21 protein-coding genes, 2 tRNA genes and 1 pseudogene are annotated in these 26,490 nt (G+C 60.6%); 7 read left to right on the top strand and 17 right to left on the bottom strand.

The genetic code is table 11. The annotated features are described in order from the left end of the window. Positions 1–155: 155 nt before the first annotated feature. The 6 genes from ACF8R3_RS18215 to ACF8R3_RS18190 form a co-directional block, all read right to left on the bottom strand. A complete protein-coding gene (locus ACF8R3_RS18215) occupies positions 156–923 on the bottom strand; it encodes an SDR family oxidoreductase (RefSeq protein ID WP_058638002.1) in 768 nt (255 codons plus the stop codon). A gap of 645 nt (positions 924–1,568) precedes the next feature. Further along, positions 1,569–2,285 carry an ABC transporter ATP-binding protein gene (locus tag ACF8R3_RS18210; protein WP_058638001.1) on the bottom strand — a complete coding sequence of 239 codons (717 nt, stop codon included), beginning with the start codon at positions 2,283–2,285 and terminating at the stop codon, positions 1,569–1,571. Further along, positions 2,282–3,157, bottom strand: coding sequence for an ABC transporter ATP-binding protein (locus tag ACF8R3_RS18205; protein ID WP_023532980.1), 876 nt, complete (start codon positions 3,155–3,157; stop codon positions 2,282–2,284). Before ACF8R3_RS18205 ends, ACF8R3_RS18210 begins: the two co-directional genes overlap by 4 nt. Continuing rightward, positions 3,154–4,455 (bottom strand): high-affinity branched-chain amino acid ABC transporter permease LivM, encoded by a 1,302-nt coding sequence (gene livM, locus ACF8R3_RS18200; RefSeq protein ID WP_058638000.1) that lies wholly within the window; start codon positions 4,453–4,455, stop codon positions 3,154–3,156. The genes ACF8R3_RS18205 and livM overlap by 4 nt, the downstream gene beginning before the upstream one ends. A 2-nt stretch (positions 4,456–4,457) precedes the next feature. Then, positions 4,458–5,372 (bottom strand): branched-chain amino acid ABC transporter permease, encoded by a 915-nt coding sequence (locus ACF8R3_RS18195; RefSeq protein WP_023533025.1) that lies wholly within the window; start codon positions 5,370–5,372, stop codon positions 4,458–4,460. A 157-nt stretch (positions 5,373–5,529) separates the two neighbouring features. After that, positions 5,530–6,666, bottom strand: a complete 1,137-nt coding sequence (locus ACF8R3_RS18190) for a branched-chain amino acid ABC transporter substrate-binding protein (RefSeq protein WP_058637999.1) — start codon at positions 6,664–6,666, stop codon at positions 5,530–5,532. 485 nt (positions 6,667–7,151) lie between these two features. Here ACF8R3_RS18190 and pncB point away from each other — a divergent pair, with 485 nt between their 5' ends. Then, positions 7,152–8,357 (top strand): nicotinate phosphoribosyltransferase, encoded by a 1,206-nt coding sequence (gene pncB, locus ACF8R3_RS18185; RefSeq protein ID WP_145253664.1) that lies wholly within the window; start codon positions 7,152–7,154, stop codon positions 8,355–8,357. Positions 8,358–8,361: 4 nt separating this feature from the next. After that, entirely contained in the window at positions 8,362–9,189 is an 828-nt protein-coding gene (gene nadE, locus ACF8R3_RS18180; RefSeq protein WP_058637997.1) for an ammonia-dependent NAD(+) synthetase, read from the top strand. A gap of 55 nt (positions 9,190–9,244) precedes the next feature. On the opposite strand, the gene azu is transcribed toward nadE, so the two are convergent. Together azu and ACF8R3_RS18170 are read right to left on the bottom strand one after the other, a co-directional pair. After that, positions 9,245–9,694 (bottom strand): azurin, encoded by a 450-nt coding sequence (gene azu, locus ACF8R3_RS18175; protein ID WP_058637996.1) that lies wholly within the window; start codon positions 9,692–9,694, stop codon positions 9,245–9,247. Positions 9,695–10,043: 349 nt separating this feature from the next. Then, positions 10,044–12,344, bottom strand: a complete 2,301-nt coding sequence (locus ACF8R3_RS18170; RefSeq protein ID WP_078477912.1) for a YgiQ family radical SAM protein — start codon at positions 12,342–12,344, stop codon at positions 10,044–10,046. A gap of 437 nt (positions 12,345–12,781) precedes the next feature. Here ACF8R3_RS18170 and ACF8R3_RS18165 point away from each other — a divergent pair, with 437 nt between their 5' ends. Then, complete coding sequence (locus tag ACF8R3_RS18165; protein WP_196121427.1) at positions 12,782–13,744, top strand: RHS repeat-associated core domain-containing protein; 963 nt, start codon at positions 12,782–12,784, stop codon at positions 13,742–13,744. A 78-nt stretch (positions 13,745–13,822) separates the two neighbouring features. Here the strand turns inward: ACF8R3_RS18165 and dnaB are convergent, their stop codons facing one another. From dnaB to rnr, 7 genes are all read right to left on the bottom strand, one after another. Continuing rightward, a complete protein-coding gene (gene dnaB, locus ACF8R3_RS18160) occupies positions 13,823–15,220 on the bottom strand; it encodes a replicative DNA helicase (protein ID WP_023532900.1) in 1,398 nt (465 codons plus the stop codon). 113 nt (positions 15,221–15,333) lie between these two features. Further along, a complete protein-coding gene (rplI, locus tag ACF8R3_RS18155) occupies positions 15,334–15,780 on the bottom strand; it encodes a 50S ribosomal protein L9 (RefSeq protein ID WP_012316464.1) in 447 nt (148 codons plus the stop codon). Positions 15,781–15,800: 20 nt separating this feature from the next. Beyond that, positions 15,801–16,664 (bottom strand): hypothetical protein, encoded by an 864-nt coding sequence (locus ACF8R3_RS18150; protein ID WP_023533001.1) that lies wholly within the window; start codon positions 16,662–16,664, stop codon positions 15,801–15,803. 33 nt (positions 16,665–16,697) lie between these two features. Continuing rightward, positions 16,698–16,928 (bottom strand): 30S ribosomal protein S18, encoded by a 231-nt coding sequence (rpsR, locus tag ACF8R3_RS18145; RefSeq protein WP_003249563.1) that lies wholly within the window; start codon positions 16,926–16,928, stop codon positions 16,698–16,700. A gap of 28 nt (positions 16,929–16,956) precedes the next feature. Further along, positions 16,957–17,382: a 30S ribosomal protein S6 gene (gene rpsF, locus ACF8R3_RS18140; RefSeq protein ID WP_021783885.1), complete on the bottom strand. Its 426-nt coding sequence runs from the start codon at positions 17,380–17,382 to the stop codon at positions 16,957–16,959. Between the two features lie 295 nt (positions 17,383–17,677). Then, on the bottom strand, positions 17,678–18,424 hold the full coding sequence (gene rlmB, locus ACF8R3_RS18135) for a 23S rRNA (guanosine(2251)-2'-O)-methyltransferase RlmB (protein ID WP_023532995.1): 747 nt from the start codon (positions 18,422–18,424) through the stop codon (positions 17,678–17,680). Beyond that, positions 18,421–21,003, bottom strand: coding sequence for a ribonuclease R (gene rnr / locus ACF8R3_RS18130; protein ID WP_058605823.1), 2,583 nt, complete (start codon positions 21,001–21,003; stop codon positions 18,421–18,423). Before rnr ends, rlmB begins: the two co-directional genes overlap by 4 nt. Before the next feature lie 271 nt (positions 21,004–21,274). On the opposite strand from rnr, the gene ACF8R3_RS18125 reads away from it, so the two are divergent. The 4 genes from ACF8R3_RS18125 (at position 21,275) to ACF8R3_RS18110 (ending at position 24,355) form a co-directional block, all read left to right on the top strand. Then, positions 21,275–21,361 (top strand) — tRNA-Leu (locus ACF8R3_RS18125). A gap of 86 nt (positions 21,362–21,447) precedes the next feature. Then, positions 21,448–21,534: transfer RNA gene (locus ACF8R3_RS18120), tRNA-Leu, on the top strand. Positions 21,535–21,776: 242 nt separating this feature from the next. Further along, positions 21,777–22,790 (top strand): extracellular solute-binding protein, encoded by a 1,014-nt coding sequence (locus ACF8R3_RS18115; RefSeq protein ID WP_058637993.1) that lies wholly within the window; start codon positions 21,777–21,779, stop codon positions 22,788–22,790. Then, the gene (locus tag ACF8R3_RS18110; protein WP_196124453.1) at positions 22,790–24,355 is read left to right on the top strand and encodes an iron ABC transporter permease; all 1,566 of its coding nucleotides are present in this window, start codon (positions 22,790–22,792) and stop codon (positions 24,353–24,355) included. Before ACF8R3_RS18115 ends, ACF8R3_RS18110 begins: the two co-directional genes overlap by 1 nt. 14 nt (positions 24,356–24,369) lie before the next feature. Here the strand turns inward: ACF8R3_RS18110 and ACF8R3_RS18105 are convergent, their stop codons facing one another. Continuing rightward, complete coding sequence (locus ACF8R3_RS18105) at positions 24,370–25,074, bottom strand: methyl-accepting chemotaxis protein (protein ID WP_392515980.1); 705 nt, start codon at positions 25,072–25,074, stop codon at positions 24,370–24,372. A 201-nt stretch (positions 25,075–25,275) separates the two neighbouring features. Continuing rightward, positions 25,276–25,488: pseudogene (locus tag ACF8R3_RS18100) on the bottom strand (methyl-accepting chemotaxis protein); the annotation flags it as partial. Between the last annotated feature and the right edge of the window lie 1,002 nt (positions 25,489–26,490).

Below are 26,490 nucleotides of genomic sequence, written 5' to 3'. Positions count from 1 at the left end.
CTACCGCGCGCTTAGAAGCAAAAGCAACGGCAACGGCAACGACTACGACAACGACGACGGCCATTCAGGTTCGCGAACAGCACGTCCGAATACGGCAGGGTTGCGCGGGGAACTCGCCAGTTGACGAGATCATTCCCACCGAGAAAGACACCAAATTACCCCTTCGCCGAGCGATCAATGGAGAACCCAGCCCAGTCCTGGCTTACCGGCATCAGTTCCAGGCTGTTGATGTTGATATGCGCCGGCTGGTTGAGGATCCAGAAGATGGTCTCGGCAATGTCCTGTGGCTGAATCGGCTCGGCACCCGCGTAGGTAGCATCGTACTTGGCCTGGTCACCGCCAAAACGCACCAACGAGAACTCGCTCTCGCACAAGCCAGGCTCGATGTTGCTCACCCGCACGCCAGTGCCGCGCAAGTCGCACCGCAAGCTCAACGAGAACTGGCCGACAAACGCCTTGGTACCGCCATAGACGTTGCTGCCCGGATAGGGATAATTACCCGCCACCGACCCCACGTTCAGGATGGACGCCCCCCGCCCGTGGGCAATCAAGCGCGGCAGCAGCAAGCGCGTGGTGTAGATCAGCCCCTTGATGTTGGTGTCGACCATGGTTTCCCAGTCGTCGAGGCTGCAATTCTGTGCCGCGTCCACCCCCAGCGCCAACCCGGCGTTGTTGACCAGCCCGCGAAGCGTGTCGAAACCCGCTGGCAAGTTGGCGATGGCCTGTTCCATCGCCTGGCGATCACGCACATCCAGCACCAGGCCATGGACTTCGGTTTGCGCTGACAATTCGGCACACAAGGCATCCAGGCGGTCCTTGCGGCGCCCAGTGAGCACCAGCTTCCAGCCCGCCTCGGCAAACCGGCGGGCAGTGGCCTCGCCAAAGCCGGACGTGGCGCCTGTGATGAAGACGGTCGAAGTCATGCAGTGTTCCTCACGTAAGAGATCCTGGGTTAACCCGAAGCATGCCCGTGCTCGATGCGCCGGGCAAGTCGCCATACGCACTGATCGTTTTTTGACCACACCGCTGAAGGCCGCGTATGCACTGGGCTGCAGCCACCTATGCGCACCTTATCCACAAGCCTTTCCCCGCCAATTGGGGGCAACTGCCGCACCCGGCGGAACCCTTTCAGCGAACCACGGTCTCGTCTGACTTTTTCACTAGGGCCAGATCCTTGGCCACATGCTGCTTCCAGACGTCTGTCCAATGCTTTTCCACAATTTTATCCACAGACATCCGACCTTATGACATCACACTTAAAAAGTACTAGTCAGATAGGCATAGCACCACCCAGCACGCCCATGGTCAAAAAATGATCAAATCTGTGAAAGCCTTTGATTCAAGGGCCTGCAGAAAGATGCCACCATGTTTTCCACAGGCACCTCCACACGAATGGTGGACTAAATCAAGTTGTGGGTAACCGAGGGCGGCCTGTCGCCTCGCGCCTGTGCATAAGCCCGAGGTCATGGCAGTTGTCCACATGAGGACTGGCCTGTTGAGACGTGCAGGAAGATGCTTTCGAGCGCTGACCAGCCCCGATTGGCTCAAGGCTGGACGACCATCAGGGCTCAGTGCCCGCCCAGATAAGCACTGCGCACCTCTTCATTGACCAACAACTCCTGGCCCGTACCCGTCATGCGTATCTGCCCGTTGACCATCACGTAAGCCCGGTCGGACAGCTTCAACGCATGGTTGGCGTTCTGCTCGACCAGGAAGATGGTCATGCCCGTCTTGGCCAGCTCGCGCAGGGTGGCGAAAATCTGCTTGACGACGATGGGCGCCAGCCCGAGCGAAGGCTCATCCAGAAGCAGCAGTCGAGGCCGGCTCATCAGGGCGCGGGCGATGGCCAGCATCTGCTGCTCACCCCCCGACATGGTCATGGCGCGCTGGTTGCGTCGCTCCTTGAGGCGTGGAAACAATGCATACATCCGCTGCATGTCCTCGTCAGCATGCTTGTCGCCGATGGGGATGGTGCCCATCATCAGGTTTTCTTCGACACTCATGTCCGGGAACACCCGCCGCCCTTCCGGCGATTGAGCGATGCCATTGGCGGCGATGTAGTGCGAGGACTTGCGGGTGATGTCGGTGCCCCGGTAGAGGATCTGACCGGAAGCGGCGCGAGGTTGCCCGAAAATGGACATCAACAAGGTGGACTTGCCCGCCCCGTTGGCACCGATCAGGCTGACCGTCTCACCTTCGTCGATGTGCATGGACACCTGCTTCAGGGCCTGGATGGGGCCGTAGAATACATCCAGGTCCTTCAATTCCAGAATGGGTGCAGTCATATCAGCTCCTCTTCGTCGGCACCCAGATAGGCAGCGATCACTGTCGGGTTGTTGCGGATATCCTGGGGCGCGCCCTCGGCGATCACGTTGCCGTGGTCCAGTACGACGATGTGGTCGGAAATGCTCATGACCATGCCCATGTCATGCTCGATCAGCACCACGGTGATGTCATGTTCGTCGCGCAGGACCCGCACCATGCGGCTCAACGCTTCGGTTTCCTGAGGGTTCAGGCCCGCGGCAGGTTCGTCCAGGCAGATCACCTTCGGGCGGGTGCACATGGCACGGGCGATTTCCAGGCGTCGCTGCTGGCCGTAGGACAGTTCGCCGGCCAGGCGGTTGGCGCAGTCGACCAGGTCCACCACCTCCAGCCAATAGAACGCATGGTCAAGCGCGTCGCTCTCGGCCTTGCGATACCCCTTGGTGTTGAGCACGCCAGCCAACAGGTTGCGGTTGACCCACATGTGCTGGGCCACCAGCAGGTTCTCGACGACGGACATTTCCTTGAACAGCCGGATGTTCTGGAACGTCCGGGCCAGGCCGGCCCGGTTGACCAGGTGGGTGCCGCCAAACATCTTGTAGTACAGCCGGCTGGCGAACCGTGATGGCGAGACGAAGTCCGCCGCCTGGAAGCGTTCGCCCAGCAATTGGATGACGTTGGTATGGCTACCCCGCGCGTTGAGCTCGATCCGCCCGCCGCTGGGCTTGTAGAAGCCGGTCAGGCAGTTGAACACCGTGGTCTTGCCTGCGCCGTTGGGGCCGATCAGGGCGAAGATTTGGTTGCGCCTGACTTTCAGGCTCACATCGCTGAGCGCCTTGATGCCACCGAACTGCATCATCAGGTGGTCTACCGAGAGAATGATGTCGTCGCTCATGGCGCCACTCCTTTACGCGGGATCACACCGGACCGGCTGATGCGGATCAGCCCGCGCGGTCGCCAGATCATCATCAGCACCATTAGCACGCCAAACAGCAGCACCCGGTACTCGGAGAAGCTGCGCAGCAGTTCTGGCGCAACAGTGAGCACGAACGCGGCAATCACCACGCCGACGGTCGAACCCATGCCGCCCAGTACCACGATGGCCAGGATCAGCGCTGACTCGAAGAAGGTGAACGAGGACGGGTTGACGAAGCCTTGGTAGGTGGCGAAAAACACCCCCGCCAGCCCCGCCGTCGAGGCGCCCAGGGTGAACGCCGAGAGCTTGACCAGCACATGGTTGAGCCCCATGGAACGGCAGGCAATCTCGTCTTCGCGCAGGGCCTCCCAGGCGCGACCTACCGGCATGCGCGTCAGCCGGTGCTTGATGTACAGCACGGCCAGCACCACCAGGAACAGTACCGCGTAGATGAACACGAACTTGAGGTTGGGGTTGTAATCGATACCCATGAACTCGTGGATAGGCACGCCCCCGTCCTTGGCCCGCCGCCCGAACTCCAGGCCGAGGAACGTCGGCGCCGGGGCCGGCATGCCGTTGGGGCCGCCAGTGAACGACAGCCAGTTGTTGAGCACCAGGCGAATGATTTCGCCAAAGCCCAAGGTAACGATGGCCAGGTAATCGCCGTGCATGCGCAACACCGGAAAGCCCAGGATGCACCCGGCCAGGGCCGCGGCAATGGCCGCCAAGGGCAGCACGCTCCAGAAGCCAAGCCCCAGGTACTGGTAGCCCAGCGCCAGGCCATAGGCACCGATGGCATAGAACGCGACATAGCCCAGGTCCAGCAGCCCGGCCAGGCCAACCACGATATTCAGGCCAAGACCCAGCAGCACGTAAATCAGCCCAAGGATCACCACCGTCAGCAAGTACTTGTTGGCAAAGATCGGGAAGATGATGGCGATCACGATGAGCGCAGGAATGATGTAGCGCAGCCGCGACTTGTAATCTGGCGGGTTCACATGCACGCCCGAGCCGCCATTGTCGAAGCCTTGCAGCATGCGCCGGCCGGCAGCGGTTTGCAGGTAGAGGCTGAGCAGGAAGCGCCCAAGCATCACACCGCCGACCAGCCACGCCACACGCCGCGGTTCGGCGTTGAAGCTGTAGCCGTCGAGCACCACACCGACGACCGGGCCGAACACGATGAGCGCCAGCAGCCCTGCCACCAGGGTTTCCACTACGCTGCGCTTGAGATCCAAGCCTGTCTTTTGGGGAACGGATACGGATTTGGCAATGGACATGGTCACACCTTAGCCACGAGTGGGCGACCCAGCAGGCCTTGGGGGCGGAAGATAAGGATCAGCACCAGCAGCGAGAAGCTGAAGACGTCCTTGTAGTCCGAGTTGATGAGCCCGGAGAACAGCGATTCGGAGATGCCCAGGATGATGCCGCCAAGCATCGCGCCAGGCAGCGAGCCAATACCGCCGAGTACCGCGGCAGTGAAGGCCTTGATGCCGATGATGAAACCGGCATAGAAATCGAAGGTGCCGTAGTTCATGGTGATCAGTACGCCCGCCAGCGCCGCCATCACGGCACCGATGACGAACACATAGGAAATCACCCGGTCGGTATTGATGCCCAGGATCGACGCCATCTTGCGGTCCTGCTGAGTGGCCCGGCACATGCGCCCCAGCTTGGTGTACTTGATCACATAGGTCAGCAGGCCCATGCCAACGAAGGCCGCCACCAGAATGAAGATCTTGGTGTAGGTCAGTTGCACGAAGCCGCTGCCCACCTCGACGCGCCAGGCGCCTTCAAGCAGGGTTGGTACCCCCTGTTGCCGCGCACCTTGGCTGATTTGCGCGTAATTCTGCAGGATCAGGGAAATGCCGATGGCACTGATGAGCGGCGCCAGGCGGGTGGAGTTGCGCAAGGGTTTGTAAGCGATGCGCTCGATGGTGAAGCCGTATACCCCGGTCACCACGATGGTGAACAACAAGGTGCCCAACATCAGCAGAGGGAAGGACTCGACGCCGAAATAGGCCAGCAATGCCAGGCTGATCGCCGCCAGGTAGGCGGAAATCATGTACACCTCGCCGTGCGCGAAGTTGATCATGCCGATGATGCCATAGACCATTGTGTAGCCGATGGCGATCAGGCCGTAGACCGACCCGAGGGTCAGGCCATTGACCAGTTGCTGCAGGAAAATACCATCCATAACGCAATCTCACCTGATCGAGATCGCACCGGTGCTGCCCACGCAGGGCCCGGTACCAGGCAGCCATGGCGCTGCAGCACTGTGCTGATCTTCGGATAAAGACGGGTACCGCAGGGCCGGGCCCTGGGGCTCGCGCCCCAAGTCCCTGGAGCCGTTGTTATTGTTGTTTTTCCAGCTGGTGGTACTTGCCGTCCTTGTCCCACTGGTAGACCACGTAGTCCGACACCGTCAGGTCACCCTTGCTGTCCCACTTCTTCTCGCCCATCACCGTCTGCACAGGGTTGGCCTTCAACCACTTGGCCGCGTCTTCGCCCTTGTTGGACTTGGCGCCGTTGAACGCTGCAGCCAGTGCCTGCAATGAGGCGTAGGCGTAAAGGGTGTAGCCTTCAGGCTCGGTGCCGCCTTTACGGAATTCCTCGACCACTGCCTTGCTGTCGGGCAGTTGACGCGGATCGGCGCCGAAGGTCATGTAGACGCCATCGACGTACTGCGCCCCGCCTGCCGTGGACACCAGTTCGTCGGTGACGATGCCGTCATCGGACATGAACCTCACGTCCTTGAGCCCTTGCTCGCGCAGCTGGCGGACCAGGGGGCCGGCCTCAGGGTGCAGGCCACCGAAATAGACCACGTCGGCGCCGGTGGAGCGGATCTTGGTCACAATGGCGCTGAAGTCTTTCTCGCCTCGGGTCAGGCCCTCGTACAGCACAGGCTTGACGCCGCGTTTTTCCAGCTGAGCCTTGGTCGCATCGGCCAGCCCCTGGCCGTAGGTGTCCTTGTCGTGCAACACCGCTACTTTCTGGCCCTTGAGTACATCGACGATATAGTTGCCAGCGACGACGCCCTGCTGGTCGTCACGCCCACACATGCGGAACATGGCCGACAGCCCGCGCTCGGTGACCTGCGGGTTGGTCGAGCCGGGCGTGATGGCAATGACGCCTGCTTCGTCGTACACCTCGGATGCCGGGATGGTATTGGAGGAGCAGAAATGCCCTACCACGCCAATGACCTTGTCCTGATCCACCAGCCGGTTCGCTACAGACACGGCCTGCTTGGGTTCGCACGCGTCGTCGCCTTTGACCAGCACGATCTTCTCGCCATTGACTCCTCCGGCTGCGTTGATCTTGTCGGCCGCTGCCTGCGCACCTTTCATGTATTGCTCGCCAAACGCTGCGTTGGCACCGGTCATCGGGCCTGCAACACCGATCTTGACGTCGGCCTGTACATACGAAGAAACACCCATGGCCGTGGCAACGGCCAGGGCGAGGAAACCTTTCCTGTAAAACGTCTGCGACATGAGGTGGTGCTCCTAGAGTTTTTTTGATTGGCACTACAACGACTCAGCCCTGTGCTCTGAGCAAGGGCCGTGCCATTAGATTCGCATCATCTCCAAACACCATCGTGCGTAGGGTGGCGGGCCGGCGTTGGCCGTTTCTTTATTGAGCGTGCAACCGTCTATTCCACCTCAGGTGACACCGATTATCGCGGCGCAGGGCAACCGTAACGGCAGGGCGTTGCAACTGGTGCACGGGCCGATGGGCAACCGACCTGTAACAATTAACGTCACCGAACTGCACACAGCTGGTGCATGACTGCTACAGCCCGCACCTTAACTACACTCGGTACGTGATGTAACGCCGCCTGATTTGGCTGGTACGACACCGTAGTCAGATTCTTCTGAAGGGTTTCACGCTGCCTTACCTCTCCATCGGCGTCGCAATCACATCGGCATGGCAAAGACTGGCACAATGACCGCCTATTGCCGTTTCTGGAGCCACCTTGATGAGCGAGAGCGCATTCGCCGAGCGCATCGTGCATAACCTGCTCGACACCGATTTCTACAAGCTCACCATGATGCAGGGCGTGCTCCACAACTACCCTGACGCCGATGTCGAATGGGAATTTCGCTGCCGCAATGGCGAGGACCTGCGCCCCTACCTGCACGACATTCGCCAGCAACTCGAGCAGCTTGCCGAACTGACGCTGGATAACGGCCAACTTGCCTTCCTGGAGCGCATCAGCTTTCTCAAGCCTGATTTCCTGCGCTTTCTGAGGTTGTTCCGCTTCAACCTGCGTTACGTGCACCTGGGTATCGACGACGGTCAGCTGGTGCTGCGCCTCAAAGGGCCCTGGCTACATGTGATCCTGTTCGAGGTGCCGCTGCTGGCGATCGTCAGCGAGGTGCGCAACCGTTCGCTGCACCCGCACATGCGCCTGGCCGATGCCCGTGATCAGCTTTACCGTAAATTCGATTGGCTGCGCGCCAACGCCAGCACCGATGAACTGGCCGAAATGCAGGTCGCTGACTTTGGTACCCGCCGGCGTTTCTCCAGCCGTGTGCAGGAAGACGTGGTGCGCGTGTTGCGCGATGACTTCCCGGCCCGCTTCGTCGGCACCAGCAATGTGGACCTGGCCTGGAAACTCGACATCAAGCCGCTGGGCACCATGGCTCATGAATGGATCATGGCCCATCAACAGTTGGGCCCGCGGTTGATCGACAGCCAGATCGCCGCACTCGATTGCTGGGTGCGTGAGTACCGGGGGTTGCTGGGCATCGCCTTGACCGACTGCGTGACCATGGACGCCTTCCTGGGCGATTTCGACCTGTACTTCGCCAAGCTCTTCGATGGGCTGCGCCACGACTCCGGTGACCCTGTGCTCTGGGCCGAGAAAGCCATTGCTCACTACCAGCACCTGGGCATCGATCCGATGACCAAGACGCTGGTGTTCTCTGATGGGCTGAACCTGCCCCGGGCGCTGGAAATCTTCCGTGCCCTGCGCGGTCGCATCAACGTAAGCTTCGGTATCGGCACCAACCTGACCTGCGACATTCCGGGCGTAACGCCGATGAGCATCGTGCTTAAGATGACCGATTGCAACGGCGCACCGGTGGCCAAGATTTCAGACGAAGCGGCCAAGACCCAGTGTCGTGACGAGAACTTCGTCACCTACCTACGTCACGTTTTCAAAGTCCCCAGCAAGGAGTAACCCCATGCAAGCGGTTCAGCAAGAGATTGCCCAGGCACTCAAGGTACAACCGCCGTTCGCCGACGCTGCCGCCCTCGAGGCCGAAGTGACCCGGCGGGTAGCGTTCATCAAGGACTGCCTGGCCAATGCAAGGCTCAAGACCTTGGTACTGGGCATCAGCGGCGGCGTCGATTCGCTGACCGCAGCCCTGCTCGCCCAGCGCGCCATCAATGAGTTGCGTGATGAAACCGGTGACAAGGGCTATACCTTCATCGCCGTGCGCCTGCCCTATCATGTCCAGCACGATGAGCATGATGCACAGGCGTGCCTGGACGTCATCAAGCCGGACGAGACGCATACCATCGACATTGCCCCGGCCGTCAAGGCACTGGCAGGCGAAACGCAGGCGTTGAAAAACGGCTCGCCCACGCTCGTGGATTTCGTGGTGGGTAACATCAAGGCCAGGATGCGCATGGTTGCCCAGTACACCATCGCAGGCGCGCGCGCAGGCCTGGTGATCGGGACCGACCACGCAGCCGAGGCGGTCATGGGCTTTTATACCAAGTTCGGCGACGGCGCCTGCGACCTGGCGCCGCTCAGTGGCCTGGTCAAGCATCAGGTACGCGCCATCGCGCGCCATTTCGGGGCGCCGGAGTCACTGGTGGAGAAAGTGCCTACCGCCGACCTCGAAGACCTCGACCCGGGCAAGCCAGACGAAGCGGCCCACGGGGTTACCTACCAGCAAATCGACGCATTCCTGCATGGCCAGGAAATCGATCAAGCTGCGTTCGATGTCATCGTTGCCAACTACCGCAAGACCCAGCACAAGCGCGAACTGCCGTTCGCCCCTTGAATACGCAATTGGGGCCGCGTTGCGGCCCCAATTCGTGTTCTACCGCGTGGTGACATCACTTGACCACAACTTTGCCTTTCATCATCGCGATGTGACCTGGGAAGGTGCAGAAGAAGCTGTAGTCACCGCCGGCTTCGAGCTTGGCGGTGTCGAACGTCACTTCAGTTTCCTTCTCTGGCGCGCCGATCATCTTGGTGTGGGCGATGATGGCGGCGTTGTCGGCCTTGATGTAGTCCTTTTCCAGACCCTGACTCATGCCTTCGGTGGCGATGCCCTGCATGTCGGCCGTCTTGCTGATGACCAGGTTATGGCCCATGACGTTCTTCGGCAGGTTGCCGGAGTGAGTCAGTTTGACGGTGAATTCTTTGCAGCTCTTGTCGACCGTGATTTCCTTGGTGTTGAAGGACATCTGGTCAGTCGAATCGACAGTTACCGAACACTCGGCTGCGAAGACAGAGGCGCTGGCGAGGGTCAGCAGGGATACCGCTACAGCTTTCGCAAACATCGTGAATCTCCTTGGCAGGGTTTTATCAACAGCGAGACTGCCTGAAACCGTCCAGCCCCTGGGTGACGTGCGTCAAGGGGATGTCAATGGGCAGTCAGTTGAATTGTTCAATGGATTGTATACAACCAATCTAAGGGCACATCATGCCCTTTTAATAGACGATGGGACAACCTCTCATTTAGGAGCAGTACCAAATGCCCATGTCCAGTTTCTTGAACAGCCTGCTCGCTGCCTATGCCCACGCTGCCACAGGCGCGATCTGCGAGTTCTCGCGCCCCGAGTGATGCCGTTGTGCAGTGATCGAGTAACCCTTTGTTGCTGAGGAAGGGGCCGCCAGGCGGCCCGGGGTTTAGCGTGGGATGACTGGCTGGCGCGGCTTCTTCCCGCCTTTGCCACCCTTGGCCGACTCCTTGCGCTCCTTGGCCGCCTGCTGGTTGCGGGCGAACGCCTCCGCCTTGGCCTTCTCACGCTTGTCCCATGGCTTGCTGCCATCGCTGGCACGCGGCGGCAGGCCGGTGTGCTGGGTCAGGATCTTTTGGTCCTTGCCCACCTTGTGGCTACCGGCAGGCGTCGAGTTCTTGCGTCGGGCACTCTGGTAGGTATCGGATTGCGGCTGGTGCAACGGGATCAGCTGATGCTTGCCTGGCCCGATCAGGTCGGCACGCCCCATGCGCTGCAGCGCCTCGCGCAGCATCGGCCAGCCCTTGGGGTCGTGGTAACGCAGAAACGCCTTGTGCAAGCGACGCTGCTCGTCGCTCTTGACGATATCCACGCCCTCGCTCTTGTAGGTCACCTTGCGCAGCGGGTTCTTGCCCGAGTGATACATGGCTGTGGCAGACGCCATCGGCGAGGGGTAGAACGCCTGCACCTGGTCGGCACGGAAACCGTTGCCCTTGAGCCACAAGGCCAGGTTCATCATGTCTTCGTCGGTGGTGCCGGGGTGCGCCGCGATGAAGTACGGGATCAGGTACTGCTCCTTGCCCGCCTCCTTGGAGAACTTCTCGAACATGCGCTTGAAGCGGTCATAGCTGCCAATGCCCGGCTTCATCATCTTGTCCAGCGGGCCACGCTCGGTGTGCTCCGGGGCAATCTTGAGGTAGCCACCCACGTGGTGGGTCACCAGCTCCTTGACGTACTCCGGCGATTCCACCGCCAGGTCGTAGCGCAGGCCCGAGGCGATGAGGATTTTCTTCACGCCTGGCAGCGCACGGGCCTTGCGATACAGCTCGATCAACGAACTGTGGTCGGTGTTCAGGTTCTCGCAGATACCGGGGAACACGCACGAGGGCTTGCGGCAGTGCTTCTCGATTTCCGGGCTCTTGCAGGCGATACGGTACATGTTGGCGGTAGGGCCGCCGAGGTCCGACACCACGCCAGTGAAGCCTGGCACCTTGTCGCGCATCTCCTCGATCTCGTTGAGGATCGATTCGTGCGAACGGTTCTGGATGATGCGCCCTTCGTGCTCGGTGATCGAGCAGAACGTACAACCGCCAAAGCAGCCGCGCATGATGTTGACCGAGAAGCGGATCATCTCGTAGGCCGGGATGCGCTCCTTGCCATAGGCAGGGTGCGGCACGCGCGCATAGGGCATGCCGAACACGTAGTCCATTTCCTCGGTGCTCATGGGAATGGGCGGTGGGTTGAACCACACGTCCACTTCGCCATGTTTCTGCACCAGGGCGCGGGCGTTGCCTGGGTTGGTCTCCAGGTGCAGCACACGGTTGGCATGCGCATACAGGACCGGGTCGTTACGCACCTTTTCGAACGATGGCAGGCGAATTACCGACTTCTCGCGCGTCACGCGCGGGCTGTCCAGTATCTGCACCACCTTGGCTTCGTTCGGGTCTTCCTGGTCGCCCTTGGCTTGTTCGATGGCGCAGGCCTGGGTGTCCTGGGTGTTGACGTACGGGTTGATGATCTTGTCGACACGCCCCGGACGATCGATACGGGTGGAGTCGATTTCGAACCAGCCGTCCGGGGTGTCGCGCCGCACGAAGGCCGTGCCACGCACATCGGTGATCGACTCGATCTTCTCGCCGTTGGACAGCCGTTGTGCCACCTCGACCACGGCACGCTCGGCATTGCCGAACAGCAGGATGTCGGCGCTGGCGTCGATCAGGATCGAGTGGCGCACCTTGTCCTGCCAATAATCGTAGTGCGCGATGCGGCGCAAGGAGGCCTCGATGCCGCCCAGCACGATGGGCACGTGCTTGTAGGCTTCCTTGCAACGCTGGCTGTACACCAGGCTGGCACGGTCAGGCCGGCTGCCCGCCAGGCCGCCCGGGGTGTAGGCGTCGTCGGAACGGATTTTCTTGTCGGCGGTGTAGCGGTTGATCATCGAGTCCATGTTGCCGGCAGCCACACCGAAGAACAGGTTGGGCTCGCCAAGCTTCATGAAGTCGTCTTTGGACTGCCAGTTCGGCTGGGCAATGATGCCTACGCGAAAACCCTGGGCCTCCAGCAACCGGCCGATGATGGCCATGCCGAACGACGGATGGTCGACGTAGGCGTCGCCAGTCACGATGATGATGTCGCAGGAATCCCAACCGAGCAGATCCATCTCCTCCCTGCTCATCGGCAGGAAAGGTGCTGGCCCGAAGCATTCGGCCCAGTACTTGGGATAGTCGTAGAGTGGTTTGGCTGCTTGCATGTCAGTGACCGGTTTTGGTGTGCAGGAAATCGCGGGCGCGAAATATAGCACAAATTTTAACCAAGTCCGACTGGAATCGTAGGGGTTAGGTGGGTTGCGCGACAGTTGGTGTAAAGGCCTACAGGTGCCTGCCGTGATAATGACTTCGCTTGTCAGATCGAGCGCCGCGCGGGCGGCGCATCGAGGGACATTCTTATTGAGACCTCCCAAAGGCCGCTGGGGTTGCAGGTTTGCTGCATCTACGCCATCGAGCACCGCTCATCCGGCGCTTCCCGCGCGAAGCTCGCTCTTTCAGGCTTTTGCGACGAGGCGCCCTAAGTGCTTCCAAAGTGGGCAGGCAACTCTGCACCTAGCATTTTTGTCAGTGCTGCGGAGCCAAATTCAAAAGTACAATCAACTTTACCACCCCTACCAGCCCGTGGCAGCAAAGGTGAAATATGCGACTCTTTTATTGCAACGATGTCGTGTCTCATATTGCGAACACCTCCGCGAACATATCGATTTTCAGGCACGACGGTCACAATCTCTCGCTAAAAAATCACCAGAACACTCATCTACTTCTGAGCGTTGATTGTTCCAACACCTCAATCCTCACTACCACCCCGAACCAAGTAATACATTACAGCTACAGCGCCTTTGGATTCAACAGCCCCTCGAACAACGAATGGGGTTTTAAAGGTGAGTGGAAAGATCCTATCAGCAACGGTTACCTATTGGGGAATGGCCGTAGACTCTACTGCCCGTCCACCCTGCGCTTTGTCAGCCCAGACCCCTTGAGCCCATTCTCCAGCGGTGGCCTTAACCACTACGCATTCGCCCTGAACGACCCTATTAATAACAGCGATCCAACCGGCCTGTCTGCCCTCAGTATGATTTTCAAGCCCCTAAAATATCTATCGAAACTCATGAACCCCAGAAAAACGTATCATGGCAAAGTCGTGTGGCAACATCGAGGAATGACGGCATTCACTGGTAAACCTCGAACAGACGGAAATCTCGAAACCCTTTACATTTCCAGCCACGGGCAACCCGGCAGTCTAGTAGCAGGCACCTACGCTTATAGAGCTGCAGATATTTATAAAAAACTCGAGCAACAGGGTATTGAAATGCAGGGCAGACAAACACACATCCTGTCTTGCTTCTCTGCTATGCCTGCGTATCGCGGAGGCTTTTCATTTGCCGATGATATGGCCAAGCTAACCGGCGCTCAATCCTCAGGTTACGCGGACATAATCGCCGTCGAGGATAAAATCGGTAACCATGGAACTATTGCCAGCCACCGCCTCCTGCCCTCAATCATGAATTTTTGGGCGGTTCCCGACATAACCAAAGTCAGACGAGGAAACATTCGAAACCCCCATAAAACACAAGGTGCAGGCTCAGGCGGCAAATACTCCTAGTATCATAGTCAGTACCTCGTTAGGTGCTCGTAACTTACACGCTAACTAGCCTACCCTTTTTAATAATCTCAGCAGCTATTACTCGTCGTCGTCGAAGTTGTACATCCCCGGCGCCAGGTTCTCGAAGCGGGTGTATTTACCAATAAACGCCAGTCGCACAAAACCAATCGGCCCGTTACGCTGTTTACCGATGATGATTTCCGCCACGCCCTTGTGCTCGGTCTCGGGATGGTACACCTCGTCGCGGTACACGAACATGATGACGTCGGCGTCCTGCTCGATTGCACCCGATTCACGCAGGTCGGAGTTCACCGGACGTTTGTTCGGACGTTGCTCCAACGAACGGTTGAGCTGCGAAAGGGCAATGACCGGGCAATTGAATTCCTTGGCCAGGGCTTTGAGCGAGCGAGAGATTTCGGAAATCTCGTTCGTGCGGTTGTCACCGGAAGATCCGGGAATCTGCATCAACTGCAGGTAGTCGACCATGATCATGGCGATCTCGCCGTGCTCGCGTGCCAGGCGCCGGGTGCGCGCGCGCATCTCTGATGGGCTGATGCCAGCGGTGTCATCGATGAACAGCTTGCGGTCGTTGAGCAGGTTTACCGCCGAGGTGAGGCGTGGCCAGTCGTCGTCGCTCAATTGACCGGAGCGGACCTTGGTCTGGTCGATACGACCCAGTGAGGACAGCATACGCATGACCAGCGATTCGCCTGGCATTTCCAGCGAAAACACCAGCACGGCCTTGTCGGTCCGCAGCACGGCGTTTTCCACCAAGTTCATGGCGAACGTGGTTTTACCCATCGAAGGCCGGCCCGCCACGATGATCAGGTCGGCCGGCTGAAGGCCGCTGGTTTTCTCGTCCAGGTCGGTATAACCGGTGGAAATACCGGTGATGTCGCTGTCGGAGTTGAACAAGGTATCGATGCGGTCGATGGCCATGGTCAACAGGTCGTTGACCCCTACCGGGCCGCCGGTCTTGGGTCGCGCCTCGGCGATCTGGAAGATCTGCCGCTCGGCGTCGTCGAGGATTTCCGCCGCATCACGGCCTTGCGGATTGAACGCATTGTCTGCGATGTCGGTACTGATGCTGATCAGTTGCCGCAGCGTGGCCCGCTCGCGAATGATCGCGGCGTAGGCCTTGATGTTGGCCACCGAAGGCGTGTTCTTGGCCAGTTCGGCCAGGTACGCCAGGCCACCGACCTGCGTCGATAAGCCTTCCTTGTCGAGCTGCTCGTGCAGCGTCACCACATCGAACGGCTGGTTGGCGTCGGCCAACTTGTGCACGGCACGGAAGATCAGCCGGTGGTCATGCCGGTAGAAGTCACCGTCCGACACCTGATCCAGCACCCGCTCCCAGGCGTTGTTGTCCAGCATCAGACCACCGAGCACGGCCTGTTCGGCCTCGATGGAATGCGGCGGCACTTTCAGGGCTGCGGTTTGCAGGTCGAGCTGTTCGGAGGTAGTGATCTCGTTCATGGCCACGAAAGAATTCTGGAGGATGAAAAAGACAAAGGGCACGGCCTGTCGAAGACAGGACCGTGCCCGATGTTAACCGGCTGACACCTGAGGGGCCAGCCAGTCAGCGCAGCTTAGGCAGCTACGACGACCACGCGTACGGTGGCTTCAACGTCGCTGTGCAGGTGCACGGCTACGTCGTATTCGCCAACCTGACGGATGGTGCCGTTCGGCAGACGAACTTCAGCTTTGGCCACTTCAACGCCGGAGGCGGTCAGGGCGTCAGCGATGTCGTGGGTGCCGATCGAACCGAATAGCTTGCCTTCGTCGCCAGCGGTGGCAGTGATGGTCACTTCCAGCTCGGCCAGTTGGGCAGCGCGGCTTTCAGCCGACGATTTACGGTCTGCAGCTGCTTTTTCCAACTCGGCGCGACGCTCTTCGAACGCAGCCAGGTTGGCGGCGTTGGCAACGGTAGCCTTGCCGAATGGCAGCAGGAAGTTACGGCCGTAACCAGCCTTAACTTTTACTTTATCGCCCAGGTTGCCCAGGTTGGCGACTTTTTCCAGCAGGATCAGTTCCATTTGGTAAAACCTCTTAACTTTTAACCTTCACCGTTCGCGGAGTCATTCCCTTTGGGGGACTTGCGACCGCGAAAATCAATCAGGCTGTCGACAATGGCCAGGACCACCAGCAACGGGTAAATCAGCTGCATGATCAGCGGCAGCGTCACGTACATCCCTACCAGCCAGAAACCGGCCAGTCGGCCCTGCGCCACGAGCCCATGCATCAAAGCGATGCCGGCCAGCACCAGTACCAGGCTCGAAGCCGATGCCAGGATGATGAACTGCGGCCCGATGAACGGGGCCACCACCATCACTGCCACCAGGGCCACCATGGTCTGTTTCGGCAGCTTCAGGGCACGAAACTCGTGACCGAAGCCTCCAGGGTTGTACAACGCTGCCTGCCAATAGCGCGCTAGCACCAAGGCCAGCACGCAGAACAACTGCACTGTCACCGCTGTGGAAGTGACCAGCAATGGGCGGATCACTTCACCGGAGAGCACCGGCTGCCCTTCTACTTGCGGCATGGCTTCGGCAAACGCCTTGGCCAGCGCATCGAAGGTAGGGGCCAGCGCCAGATCGAGCACGAGGCTGAACGCCACGGCGAACACGGCACTGACCACCAACACCCGACTCCAGGGATGCTCGGCCCGCAACAGGCCGGCAAGTGCCAGGGCGCCCGCGATCACCATGAAGGTGATCGGATCGCCCATGACCCAAACGGCCAACCCTGCCAGCAAGCCGCCAGCGATGACCGTTGAAGCATCCTTGAACCCGCGCCGCAGCAGCACAAGGCTGCCGGCAGCGGCACTCAACCAGAACAGCAGCGGCAATACCGCGCTGATGACCACCACGAGGGTGGCCTGCACACGACCGCGCATGATGAAACTTGCTAACGCTCGCATGCTAATCCCTTACTGCTTGTCGACGACCCGGTCTCAGCGGCCGTGGCTGTCGGTGTAGGGCAGCAGGGCCAGGAAGCGGGCGCGCTTGATAGCGGTAGCCAGCTGACGCTGATAACGAGCTTTGGTACCGGTGATACGGCTTGGAACGATCTTGCCGGTTTCGGATACGTAAGCTTTCAGGGTGTTGAGATCTTTGAAGTCGATCTCTTTCACGTCTTCAGCAGTGAAGCGGCAGAATTTACGACGACGGAAGAAACGTGCCATTTAATAGGCTCCTCTAAAGGTCCGTGGATTACTCGTCAGCGTTATCGCTGGAGTCGCTGTCATTGCTGTCGTCGCCTTCGGCGGACTCGGCATGCTCAGGACGCTCACGACGCTCACGGCGCTCGCTGCGGTTTTCTTCAGCCTTCAGCATCTCGGACTGACCGGTAACGGCTTCGTCGCGACGGATGACAAGGTTACGGATAACGGCATCGTTGTAGCGGAAGTTGTCTTCCAGCTCGGCCAGGGCCTTGCCAGTGCACTCAACGTTCAGCATCACGTAGTGAGCCTTGTGAACATTGTTGATGGCGTAGGCCAGTTGACGACGGCCCCAATCTTCCAGGCGGTGGATCTTGCCACCATCTTCTTCGATCAGCTTGGTGTAACGCTCAACCATGCCGCCGACTTGCTCGCTCTGGTCCGGGTGAACCAGGAAGATGATTTCGTAATGACGCATGAATGCTCCTTACGGGTTAGTAGTCTGCCAGCGAATCTGGTCAGACAAGGAGTGAATGACACTGGTGTGTCTTGCCAGGGAGTAGAGGCACATGCGCACCTGCCAGCTCGGCAAGGGGCGCAATTGTAGAGAAGGCCAGACAGACAAGCAAGGCAATTGGCGATTATTTGAACAACCGGAAACACTTCGACGCGGCGCCTGTCGCTCCACGGGTGCAGCTGCCTGCATAGGATCAGTTCACGTGGTCAGGTAAGGCTGACGCCGCGCCGGCCACAAGACCGGCACGGCCCTGGGCTCAACCCTTGGCCTGACGCTGGCGCACGGCCTCGAACAGGCATACGCCAGTGGCCACGGACACGTTCAGGCTGCTGACGCTGCCGCTCATCGGCAGCTTCACCAGAAAATCGCAGTGCTCGCGGGTCAGCCGGCGCATGCCCTTGCCTTCGGCGCCCATGATCATCACCAGCGGGCCGGTCAGGTCCTGCTGGTAGATTTCCTGCTCGGCTTCGCCAGCGGTGCCGACCACCCATAGGCCCCGCTGCTGCAACTTCTCAAGCGTACGCGCAAGATTGGTCACGGCCACCAGCGGGATCACCTCGGCTGCGCCGCATGCGACCTTGCGCACTACAGGCGTAAGGGTCGCTGACTTGTCCTTGGGCACGATCACAGCCGTGGCCCCCGCCGCATCGGCGGTGCGCAGGCAGGCACCGAGGTTGTGCGGGTCGGTCACCCCGTCCAGCACCAGGATCAGCGGCGGCGTTTCAGTGCGTTCGAGCAACTCCTCGAGCATAAGCTCGCCCCAGACCTGGCTGGGGCTCACCTCGGCCACCACACCCTGGTGCACGCCCTCGACCCAGGCGTCCATCTCACGGCGTTCGGCTTGACCCACGGCCACACGGTTCTCGGCGGCCAAGGCCAGCAGCGCTTGCAGGCGCGGCTCGCTGCGACCCTCTGACAGCCAGATCTGCTTGACTCGCTTGGGATGGTGCTGCAACAGCGCCTGTACCGCGTGAACGCCGTAGATCTTTTCCAACTGACTCATGAATTGCTCTTGCTCTTGCGTGAGGCGCCGGATTTCGACGGCCCTTTACGGTGCTTGGTAGGCTTGCCGGACGTCTTGCTGCCCTTGTCCGACTTGCTGCTGCCGTGGCCGGTAGTGCGGGCCTCGGTCATCAGCGCCTTTTTCATTTCGCGGCTCTTGCGCACCTCGGCGTTGCGCTGCACGGCGTCCTTGGGGAAATACGCCTCGGAGGCTTCGCTCTTGCGGCTGCGCGGCTTGGGCGTGGCCTTGGCCTTCACTTGCTCCGGAGCTTGCTCGGTCGGGGCCGCCGCAGCCGTTGCACCACGCTGCTTGCGACCGATCGGAGCGGCCAAAGTGGCGTCGGCCACCTCGAAGTCGATCTTGCGCTCGTCCAGGTCCACGCGCATGACCTTGACCTCGATCGTGTCACCCAGCCGGAAGCTGCGGCCGGTGCGTTCGCCCGACAGGCGATGATGCACAGGGTCGAAGTGGTAATAGTCGCCCGGCAGCGCACTGACGTGCACCAGACCCTCGACGTAGATGTCGGTCAGCTCGACGAACAGGCCGAAACCGGTCACCGCAGTGATCACACCCGGGAACGTCTCGCCCACGCGGTCCTTCATGTATTCGCACTTGAGCCAGTTGACCACGTCACGGGTGGCTTCGTCAGCCCGACGTTCGGTCATCGAACACTGCTCGCCCAGTTGCTCGAGGGTGTTCTCGTCGTACGGGTAGATACGCGCCTTGGGAATGCTCATGGCACCGGCACGCTTGACGTGCGGGGTATCGACCTTGGAGCGGATCACGCTGCGGATGGCGCGGTGCACCAGCAGGTCAGGGTAACGGCGGATCGGCGAGGTGAAGTGAGTGTACGCCTCGTAGTTCAAGCCGAAGTGGCCGTTGTTGTCGGTGCTGTACACCGCCTGGCTGAGCGAGCGCAGCATCACGGTCTGGATCAGGTGGAAGTCCGGGCGGGCGGCGATGCTCGCCAGCAGTGCCTGGTAGTCCTTGGGCGACGGATCCTTGCCCTTGTGCAGGGACAGCCCCAGCTCGCCCAGGAACGCGCGCAGCTTTTCCAGGCGCTCCGGTGGTGGGCCGTCGTGCACGCGGTACAAGGCCGGCACGTTATGTTTTTGCAGGAACTCTGCCGTGGCCACGTTGGCGGCCAGCATGCATTCCTCGATCAGCTTGTGCGCATCGTTGCGCACGGTCGGGCGAATTTCCGCGATTTTGCGGTCTTCGCCGAAGACGATGCGAGTTTCCTGGGTCTCGAAGTCAATGGCACCGCGGGTGTGACGGGCCTCGAGCAGGACTTTGTACAGGTTGTAGAGGTTCTTCAGGTCCGGGACGACTTCCTTGTATTCCTCGCGCAGCGCTTTGCCTTCACGGGTGCGTGAATGCTCGAGCATGCTGCTGACCTTGTTGTAGGTCAGGCGGGCGTGGGAGTGGATGACCCCTTCATAGAACTGGTAGTCGACCATTTGCCCGGCCTTGTTCATGGTCATTTCACAGACCATGGCCAGTCGATCGACATGCGGGTTCAACGAGCACAGGCCGTTGGACAACTCCTCGGGCAGCATGGGCACCACGCGCTCGGGGAAGTACACCGAGTTGCCGCGCTGCTGGGCTTCCACATCCAGCGCCGAGCCCAGGCGAACGTAGCTCGACACGTCGGCGATGGCCACATAAAGGCGCCAGCCACCGGAGAACATCCGCAGCTTGCCCAGCGGTTCGCAGTAAACGGCATCGTCGAAGTCGCGCGCGTCCTCGCCGTCGATGGTCACGAAAGGCAGGTGGCGCAGGTCGACGCGCTTTTCCTTGTCCTTGTCTTCGACTTCGGAGCGGAACTTGCGGGCCTCCTTGATCACATCCTTGGGCCAAACGTGTGGGATATCGTAGCTGCGCAAGGCAACGTCGATTTCCATGCCCGGCGCCATGTAGTTGCCGACCACTTCCACCACATCGCCTTGTGGCTGGAACCGCGCCGTCGGCCAATGGGTGATCTTGATCTCGACGAACTGGCCGATCTTCGCGCCACCGTTGCGCCCGGCCGTGACCAGCACTTCCTGCTGGATCTTCGGGTTGTCGGGGGTCACGTAACCGATGCCGCCCTCCTCGAAGTAGCGGCCGACCACGCTCTCATGGGCGCGGGAGACAACCTCTACCAGTACGCCTTCGCGGCGACCACGGCGGTCGACGCCAGATACGCGAGCCAGGGCGCGGTCGCCATCGAATACCAGGCGCATCTGCGACGGGCTCAGGAACAGGTCTTCGCTACCGTCGTCGGGAATGAGGAAGCCGAAGCCGTCGCGGTGGCCGGAGACGCGACCGCAGATGAGGTCCAGCTTGTCCACCGGGGCATAGGTGCCGCGCCGGGTGTAGATAAGCTGGCCGTCGCGCTCCATGGCCCGCAGGCGGCGACGCAGTGCTTCGATCTGGTCTTCTTCGTGCAGACCGAACTCTGCCGCCAGCTCCTCGCGCGCGGCCGGTTCGCCACGGTCGGCAAGGCGCTGCAGGATCAGCTCACGGCTGGGAATGGGGTTGTCGTATTTTTCCGCTTCGCGAGCGGCCTCGGGATCGAGGGATTGCCAATCGGCCATCAGAAGGGGTTCACCTTGGGGTATATAGATAGGAATTCTGGCATAGGCGTATTGAAACCGGAAATGTCAGCCTTGGACAGCCCCCTGAGGAGCGCTCGGCAATCGGCAATAGGCCCATGAAATCAACAAGTTGAATTTTTTGAGATTTTTTTTGATCGAGGGCTTTACAGCCCTTGGGAGCATCCGTATAGTGCGCACCACGACGACGGACAACCCCGAAGTTGTAGTAGAGATGAGCGGCGCTGTAAAGCATCTTTTATCTCGAATGTGTGCCCAGGTGGCGGAATTGGTAGACGCGCTGGTTTCAGGTATCAGTGGCTTAACGGCCGTGGAAGTTCGAGTCTTCTCCTGGGCACCAAAATTTTCAAGTAATAGATGACCAAGGATCTGTTACTACTGTGTGAAGCGAACAATAGTCGCCTTCATCAGATGATGTAAAGCTTTGCCCAGGTGGCGGAATTGGTAGACGCGCTGGTTTCAGGTATCAGTGACTTAACGGTCGTGGAAGTTCGAGTCTTCTCCTGGGCACCATACAAAAACCCACTAGCTTGCTAGTGGGTTTTTTCTTGCCTGAAATTCAGCACCTTGGCCGCGCCCTCCCGTGCTTTCGGCCTTCTGCAAGACGGTGCACAAGACCCAACGCCCCGCCCCTTCCGATGCATGCATAAGCCCACGTAACCCGCTCAATGAATTTATCGTCACCTCGCCACATGAGAAACGATTTCGTTTACCATTGTTTCCGAATATGTAGCCGTAAGCGAGGAAGTACCCGCATGACGATCCGCCCGCAACCGCTGATGCGCACCCTGGCCGCCGCCGTATTGAGCCTGGTCATCGGCGCTCCGGCCGCCATGGCAGACGCGCCGGTCACCTTGACCATGTACAACGGTCAGCACAAGGAAATCGGCGAGGCCATCGCCAAGGCTTATGAAGCCAAGACCGGCATCCATATCAATATTCGCAAGGGCAGCAGCAACCAGCTGGCCAGCCAGATCATCGAAGAAGGCGAGCGCTCGCCGGCCGACATCATCTATACCGAAGAGTCGCCACCCCTGAACAACCTGGGTGAATTGGGCCTGCTGGCAAAGATCGATGATGCCACGCTCAACATGCTGCCCAAGGAATACGTCGCCGCCAACGGCACCTGGATGGGCGTGACCGCGCGGACCCGGGTGGTGGTGTACAACCCCAAGAAAATCGACGAGAAGGACCTGCCGACCACGGTGATGGACTTCGCCAACCCTGAATGGGACAGGCGTGTTGGCTTCGTGCCCACCAGCGGGGCTTTCCAGGAGCAGGCGGTAGCCATCCTGAAGATGCATGGTCGCGAGGCAACGGAAGAATGGCTGACCGGCCTGAAGGCCTTCGGCAAGACCTACACCAACAACATGGTCGCCCTCAAGGCCGTGGAGAAAGGTGAAGTGGACGCGGTGCTGGTCAACAACTACTACTGGTACGCCTTGGAGCGCGAGCGTGGCAAGCTCGATTCCAAGCTGTACTACCTGGCCGACGGCGATGCCGGCAACCTGGTGACCATTTCGGGTGCCGCGGCCGTGAAGGCCAGCAAGCACCCCAAGGAAGCCCAGGCCCTGCTCAACTGGATGGCCAGCGAAGAAGGCCAGCGCGTCATCACCCAGACGACAGCCGAGTACCCGCTGCACAAGGGCATGGTCTCCGACCGGGGCCTGAAGCCGTTTGAAGACCTGCGCCCGCCCAAGATCTCGCCTGCCGACCTGGGCAATGCCGAGGAAGCCATCGAACTGGAACGTGAGGTCGGTCTGCTCTAATGACTGCCGCCCTGACCCAGCCGGTGCCGGTACGTTTCGTACCGCGCCGCAAGCGCCCCTCGATCTGGGTGGTGCTGCCCGTGCTTTTCCTGGTGGCGATGAGCGTGCTGCCATTGCTCTACGTGGCCATCAAAGCCTGGGAAGCCGGCTGGCGAGAGGCGCTGTATCTGTTGTGGCGCCCCTATGTATGGGGGCTGATGCGCAATACCTTGTTGTTGATGGTCGGGGTAACCCTGACTTGCATGGTGGTGGGCCTGGCGCTGGCCTGGTTGCTCGAACGCAGCGACCTGCCCGGTCGCAGGCTGTGGGGGGTGGTGTTGTGCCTGCCCTTTGCCGTGCCGTCGTTCGTCAGCAGCTTCACCTGGGTCTCGCTGAGCGCTGACTTCGAGGGCCTGGGCGGCGCCATTTTGGTGATGGCCCTGTCCAAGTACCCGCTGATCTTCCTGCCAGTGGCCGCCACCTTGCGCAACCTGGACACATCACTCGAGGAGTCGGCGCGCACCCTGGGCTGTAGCCGCTGGAGCGTGTACCGGAAAGTCACCCTGCCCCTGCTGTGGCCATCGATGCTCGGGGGCGCCTTGTTGATTGCCCTGCACATGCTCGTGGAATTCGGCGCGCTGTCGATTCTAGGCCTGCAGACATTCACCACCGCCATTTACCAACAGTTCGAGCTGGAGTTCAGCAACGCCAACGCGGCCATGCTCTCTGCCGTACTGCTAGCCATGTGCCTGGTCATGCTCTGGCTGGAGCTGCGGGTACGCGGCAAGGCCCGGCATGTGCGCATCGGCCAGGGCGTGGCACGCCGCGCTCAGCCTATAAAGCTGCGTGGCTGGGCAATACCTGCTCAGTTGTTCTGCCTGGGCCTGGCAGTATTGGGCAGCGGTATTCCATTGGCCATGCTCGGTTACTGGCTCAGCGTGGGTTCCTCCGCAGCGTTCCCCATTGCGGATATTTCCAGTGCACTGCTCACCTCGCTGTCCGTGTCGCTAGGCGGCGCCGGCTTCTGCGTCGTGCTAGCTCTGCCGATCAGCTTCCTGGTGGTGCGCTACAAGGGGCGCCTGGCCATTTGGGCAGAACGCTTGCCGTACCTGCTGCATGCCCTGCCCGGCCTGGTCATTGCCCTGACGCTGGTGTTCTTCGCCCTGCACTACGTGCCGGTGCTGTACCAGACCACGGCGTTACTGCTTTTGGCCTATGCACTGTTGTTCCTGCCTCTGGCCCAGTCCCCTGTACGCACGGCCTTGAACAAGGCCTCCCCTACGCTGGAAGAAGCGGCCCGCACCCTGGGAGCAAGCAGCTTTGCCGCGTTTTGCAAAGTGACCCTGCCGATCATCTTCCCGGCGATGGCAGCGGCCTTCGCCTTGGTGTTTCTGGACGCCATGAAGGAATTGACGGCAACGTTGCTGCTCAGCCCGACCGGCATGACGACCCTTGCCACCGAAGTCTGGGCACACACGGCCAATGTGGAGTTCGCGGCCGCAGCCCCGTATGCGGCGTTGTTGATTGTGGTGTCGGGGTTGCCGGTGTACCTGCTGACAACGCGGATGTACCTGAACCGGGCGTGATGGCCTCAAACGCATCAAGCCCGGAACTGGCCTAGACTCGCCCGAAGCTGCGCCGCCAGATCGTCCAGTACCTTGCTGCTTGCCGTGGTCTGCATCACCACTTCGGCTGAACGCTCGGCCTGGGTATGTATGTTCTGCACCCTGCCGCGCACCGCTTGCGCGCCATTGGCTTGCTGTTCGGCGGCGCGGGTAGCCAGGCCTATCGCCGCATGCACCTGCTCGACGGCAGCCTGTACCGACTGCTGGCGACGCTCGTTGTCACGCAGCACCAGCAGCCCTTCGCTGGCCTTTGCACCCGCTTGGCTGATCGTGGCTACCGCCTCCTTGGCCCCTGCCTGCAGCGCGGCAATATGCGCCTGGATATCACCGGTGGAGCGCTGCGTCTTGCTCGCCAACGCCCTCACTTCGTCCGCCACTACGGCAAAGCCACGCCCCGTCTCACCGGCACGGGCGGCTTCGATGGCGGCATTGAGGGCCAGCAGGTTGGTCTGCTCGGCAATGCCATGGATCACCGTCAGTACCATCTCGATCTGCTCACTTTGCTTGGCCAGGCGCTCAATGACCTGGGAGCCTGCGTCCACCTGCCCAGCCAGGTTTTCGATCAGCCCGGCCAGTTGCGTCGAGGTTCGACTGTTTTCGTCGGTGGCCTGGCGGATGTCCACCACTTGCTGCAAGGCGGCCTGCATGGCGTAGCTCTCGGCCTGGGCTTCTTCAGCCATGCTCGACAGGTCGCTCAGGCTGGCCGCCACTTCATCACGTTGCAACGCAGCGGCGGCATCGGCGCCGGCGTTGCGCTGGGCCATGGCGTCGATTTCCACACCGGTGCGCTGGGCCACGTCACCGGCTTCGCGCACGATAGGTTGCAGCTTGTCGACGAAGCGGTTGACTGCAGAGGCCATGTCGCCAATCTCGTCGCAGCTGTCCAGCCGTACCCGCTTGGTCAGGTCGCCTTCGCCCGCCGCCAGGTCATCGAGCGCCGCGATCAACAGGCGCAACTTGCTCACTACACGCCGGCCCAGCACCACGGCCACCACCAACAGCACGCCCAACCCTACCAGCACCAGGCCCAGCCCGATGCGCCAACGCAATTCAGCCGCCGCATCGCGCACGGTTTGCGCTGTATTGTTCTGCATGGCCGCGGCGCTGCCTTGCGCGGCCTCAAGGCGTTCACGCAGGGTCTTGCCACTATCGGCAGCCGCCCCTACCAGGCTGTCGCCAACCAGCTGTTCGCTGCTGGTGATCAAGGCTGCGAAACGCTGATCCAGCGCGGCCAGTTGCTGATCGATACCGGCGGTTGACACGCCCAGCAGAACCTTGCCGATTTCCGCCCCGTTTGGGTTGATCGACGCTTCGACCATGTACACGGCAGGATCACGGCGAGCGGCCTCGATCACCTTGTCCAGCGCGCGCTCCCCTTGGCCCTTCTCGAGCAATGCCTGGTTGATCGGGTTCTGTCGGTTCAGGTAGCGGGTCAGGTGCTGGCCTTCTGCATCGTCATAAATCACGAACAGAACGTTGGGATTGCGCTGCGCCCGTCGGGCGAAATCCGACAGCACCGGCACATCCTTGTCCCAGATGGCGCGCGGCGCCACCGAGGCCAGCAACTCTGCCATGTCGTTGGCGGACTCCTTCAGCGTGCCTTCGAGAGTTTCGCGCAGTTGCTGCTGCTCGGCCTGCAGGCGCGTCGAGAGCCCTGCACTCAAGCGTTGGCGCGTGCTGGCAGACAGGCCATCGAGGCCTGCGCGCACCTCCTGGCCGGCTTGCTCCAGATCGATCGTGAGTTGCTGGCTGTCATGCCCCAGGCGTTCGGCCAGTTCGCGCTCAAGGGCCGAAACGGTGCTTCGTGTCAGGGCAACGGCCACCAGCACTTGCACCAAAAGGGCGATACCCAAGGCCACAAAAACAGGCCGCAACAGGCGGCTTCGTAACAGCGAAAGGATGGCAGACACGGTGAAACCCTCGTGTTTTCTGGCGCCATTACTTTGATGGCATCGACAGACACTTCTTACAGCAAGGGTTATGCCGGTAGCAGCGGGGATAAACGCCAAGTCCAAGCAATGCGCGTTTCATACCCACAATGAAAAACGCCGCGGCCCCTGTTCAGGGCCACGGCGTCAGATCAGCCTGCAGGGCAG

The sequence above is a fragment of the Pseudomonas sp. FYR_7 genome, assembly GCF_043106155.1.
Classification (GTDB): domain Bacteria; phylum Pseudomonadota; class Gammaproteobacteria; order Pseudomonadales; family Pseudomonadaceae; genus Aquipseudomonas; species Aquipseudomonas parafulva_B.
Note: the sequence above shows the minus strand (reverse complement) of the source record. Positions and strands in the feature narration are given on the sequence as shown.

Excerpts from the sequence above, each read along its gene's own strand:
- ACF8R3_RS18215 (WP_058638002.1), bottom strand. The coding sequence starts at position 923 with ATGACTTCGACCGTCTTCATCACAGGCGCCACGTCCGGCTTTGGCGAG.
- ACF8R3_RS18210 (WP_058638001.1), bottom strand. The coding sequence starts at position 2,285 with ATGACTGCACCCATTCTGGAATTGAAGGACCTGGATGTATTCTACGGC.
- ACF8R3_RS18205 (WP_023532980.1), bottom strand. The coding sequence starts at position 3,157 with ATGAGCGACGACATCATTCTCTCGGTAGACCACCTGATGATGCAGTTC.
- livM (WP_058638000.1), bottom strand. The coding sequence starts at position 4,455 with ATGTCCATTGCCAAATCCGTATCCGTTCCCCAAAAGACAGGCTTGGAT.
- ACF8R3_RS18195 (WP_023533025.1), bottom strand. The coding sequence starts at position 5,372 with ATGGATGGTATTTTCCTGCAGCAACTGGTCAATGGCCTGACCCTCGGG.
- ACF8R3_RS18190 (WP_058637999.1), bottom strand. The coding sequence starts at position 6,666 with ATGTCGCAGACGTTTTACAGGAAAGGTTTCCTCGCCCTGGCCGTTGCC.
- pncB (WP_145253664.1), top strand. The coding sequence starts at position 7,152 with ATGAGCGAGAGCGCATTCGCCGAGCGCATCGTGCATAACCTGCTCGAC.
- nadE (WP_058637997.1), top strand. The coding sequence starts at position 8,362 with ATGCAAGCGGTTCAGCAAGAGATTGCCCAGGCACTCAAGGTACAACCG.
- azu (WP_058637996.1), bottom strand. The coding sequence starts at position 9,694 with ATGTTTGCGAAAGCTGTAGCGGTATCCCTGCTGACCCTCGCCAGCGCC.
- ACF8R3_RS18170 (WP_078477912.1), bottom strand. The coding sequence starts at position 12,344 with ATGCAAGCAGCCAAACCACTCTACGACTATCCCAAGTACTGGGCCGAA.
- ACF8R3_RS18165 (WP_196121427.1), top strand. The coding sequence starts at position 12,782 with ATGCGACTCTTTTATTGCAACGATGTCGTGTCTCATATTGCGAACACC.
- dnaB (WP_023532900.1), bottom strand. The coding sequence starts at position 15,220 with ATGAACGAGATCACTACCTCCGAACAGCTCGACCTGCAAACCGCAGCC.
- rplI (WP_012316464.1), bottom strand. The coding sequence starts at position 15,780 with ATGGAACTGATCCTGCTGGAAAAAGTCGCCAACCTGGGCAACCTGGGC.
- ACF8R3_RS18150 (WP_023533001.1), bottom strand. The coding sequence starts at position 16,664 with ATGCGAGCGTTAGCAAGTTTCATCATGCGCGGTCGTGTGCAGGCCACC.
- rpsR (WP_003249563.1), bottom strand. The coding sequence starts at position 16,928 with ATGGCACGTTTCTTCCGTCGTCGTAAATTCTGCCGCTTCACTGCTGAA.
- rpsF (WP_021783885.1), bottom strand. The coding sequence starts at position 17,382 with ATGCGTCATTACGAAATCATCTTCCTGGTTCACCCGGACCAGAGCGAG.
- rlmB (WP_023532995.1), bottom strand. The coding sequence starts at position 18,424 with ATGAGTCAGTTGGAAAAGATCTACGGCGTTCACGCGGTACAGGCGCTG.
- rnr (WP_058605823.1), bottom strand. The coding sequence starts at position 21,003 with ATGGCCGATTGGCAATCCCTCGATCCCGAGGCCGCTCGCGAAGCGGAA.
- ACF8R3_RS18115 (WP_058637993.1), top strand. The coding sequence starts at position 21,777 with ATGACGATCCGCCCGCAACCGCTGATGCGCACCCTGGCCGCCGCCGTA.
- ACF8R3_RS18110 (WP_196124453.1), top strand. The coding sequence starts at position 22,790 with ATGACTGCCGCCCTGACCCAGCCGGTGCCGGTACGTTTCGTACCGCGC.
- ACF8R3_RS18105 (WP_392515980.1), bottom strand. The coding sequence starts at position 25,074 with ATGGCTGAAGAAGCCCAGGCCGAGAGCTACGCCATGCAGGCCGCCTTG.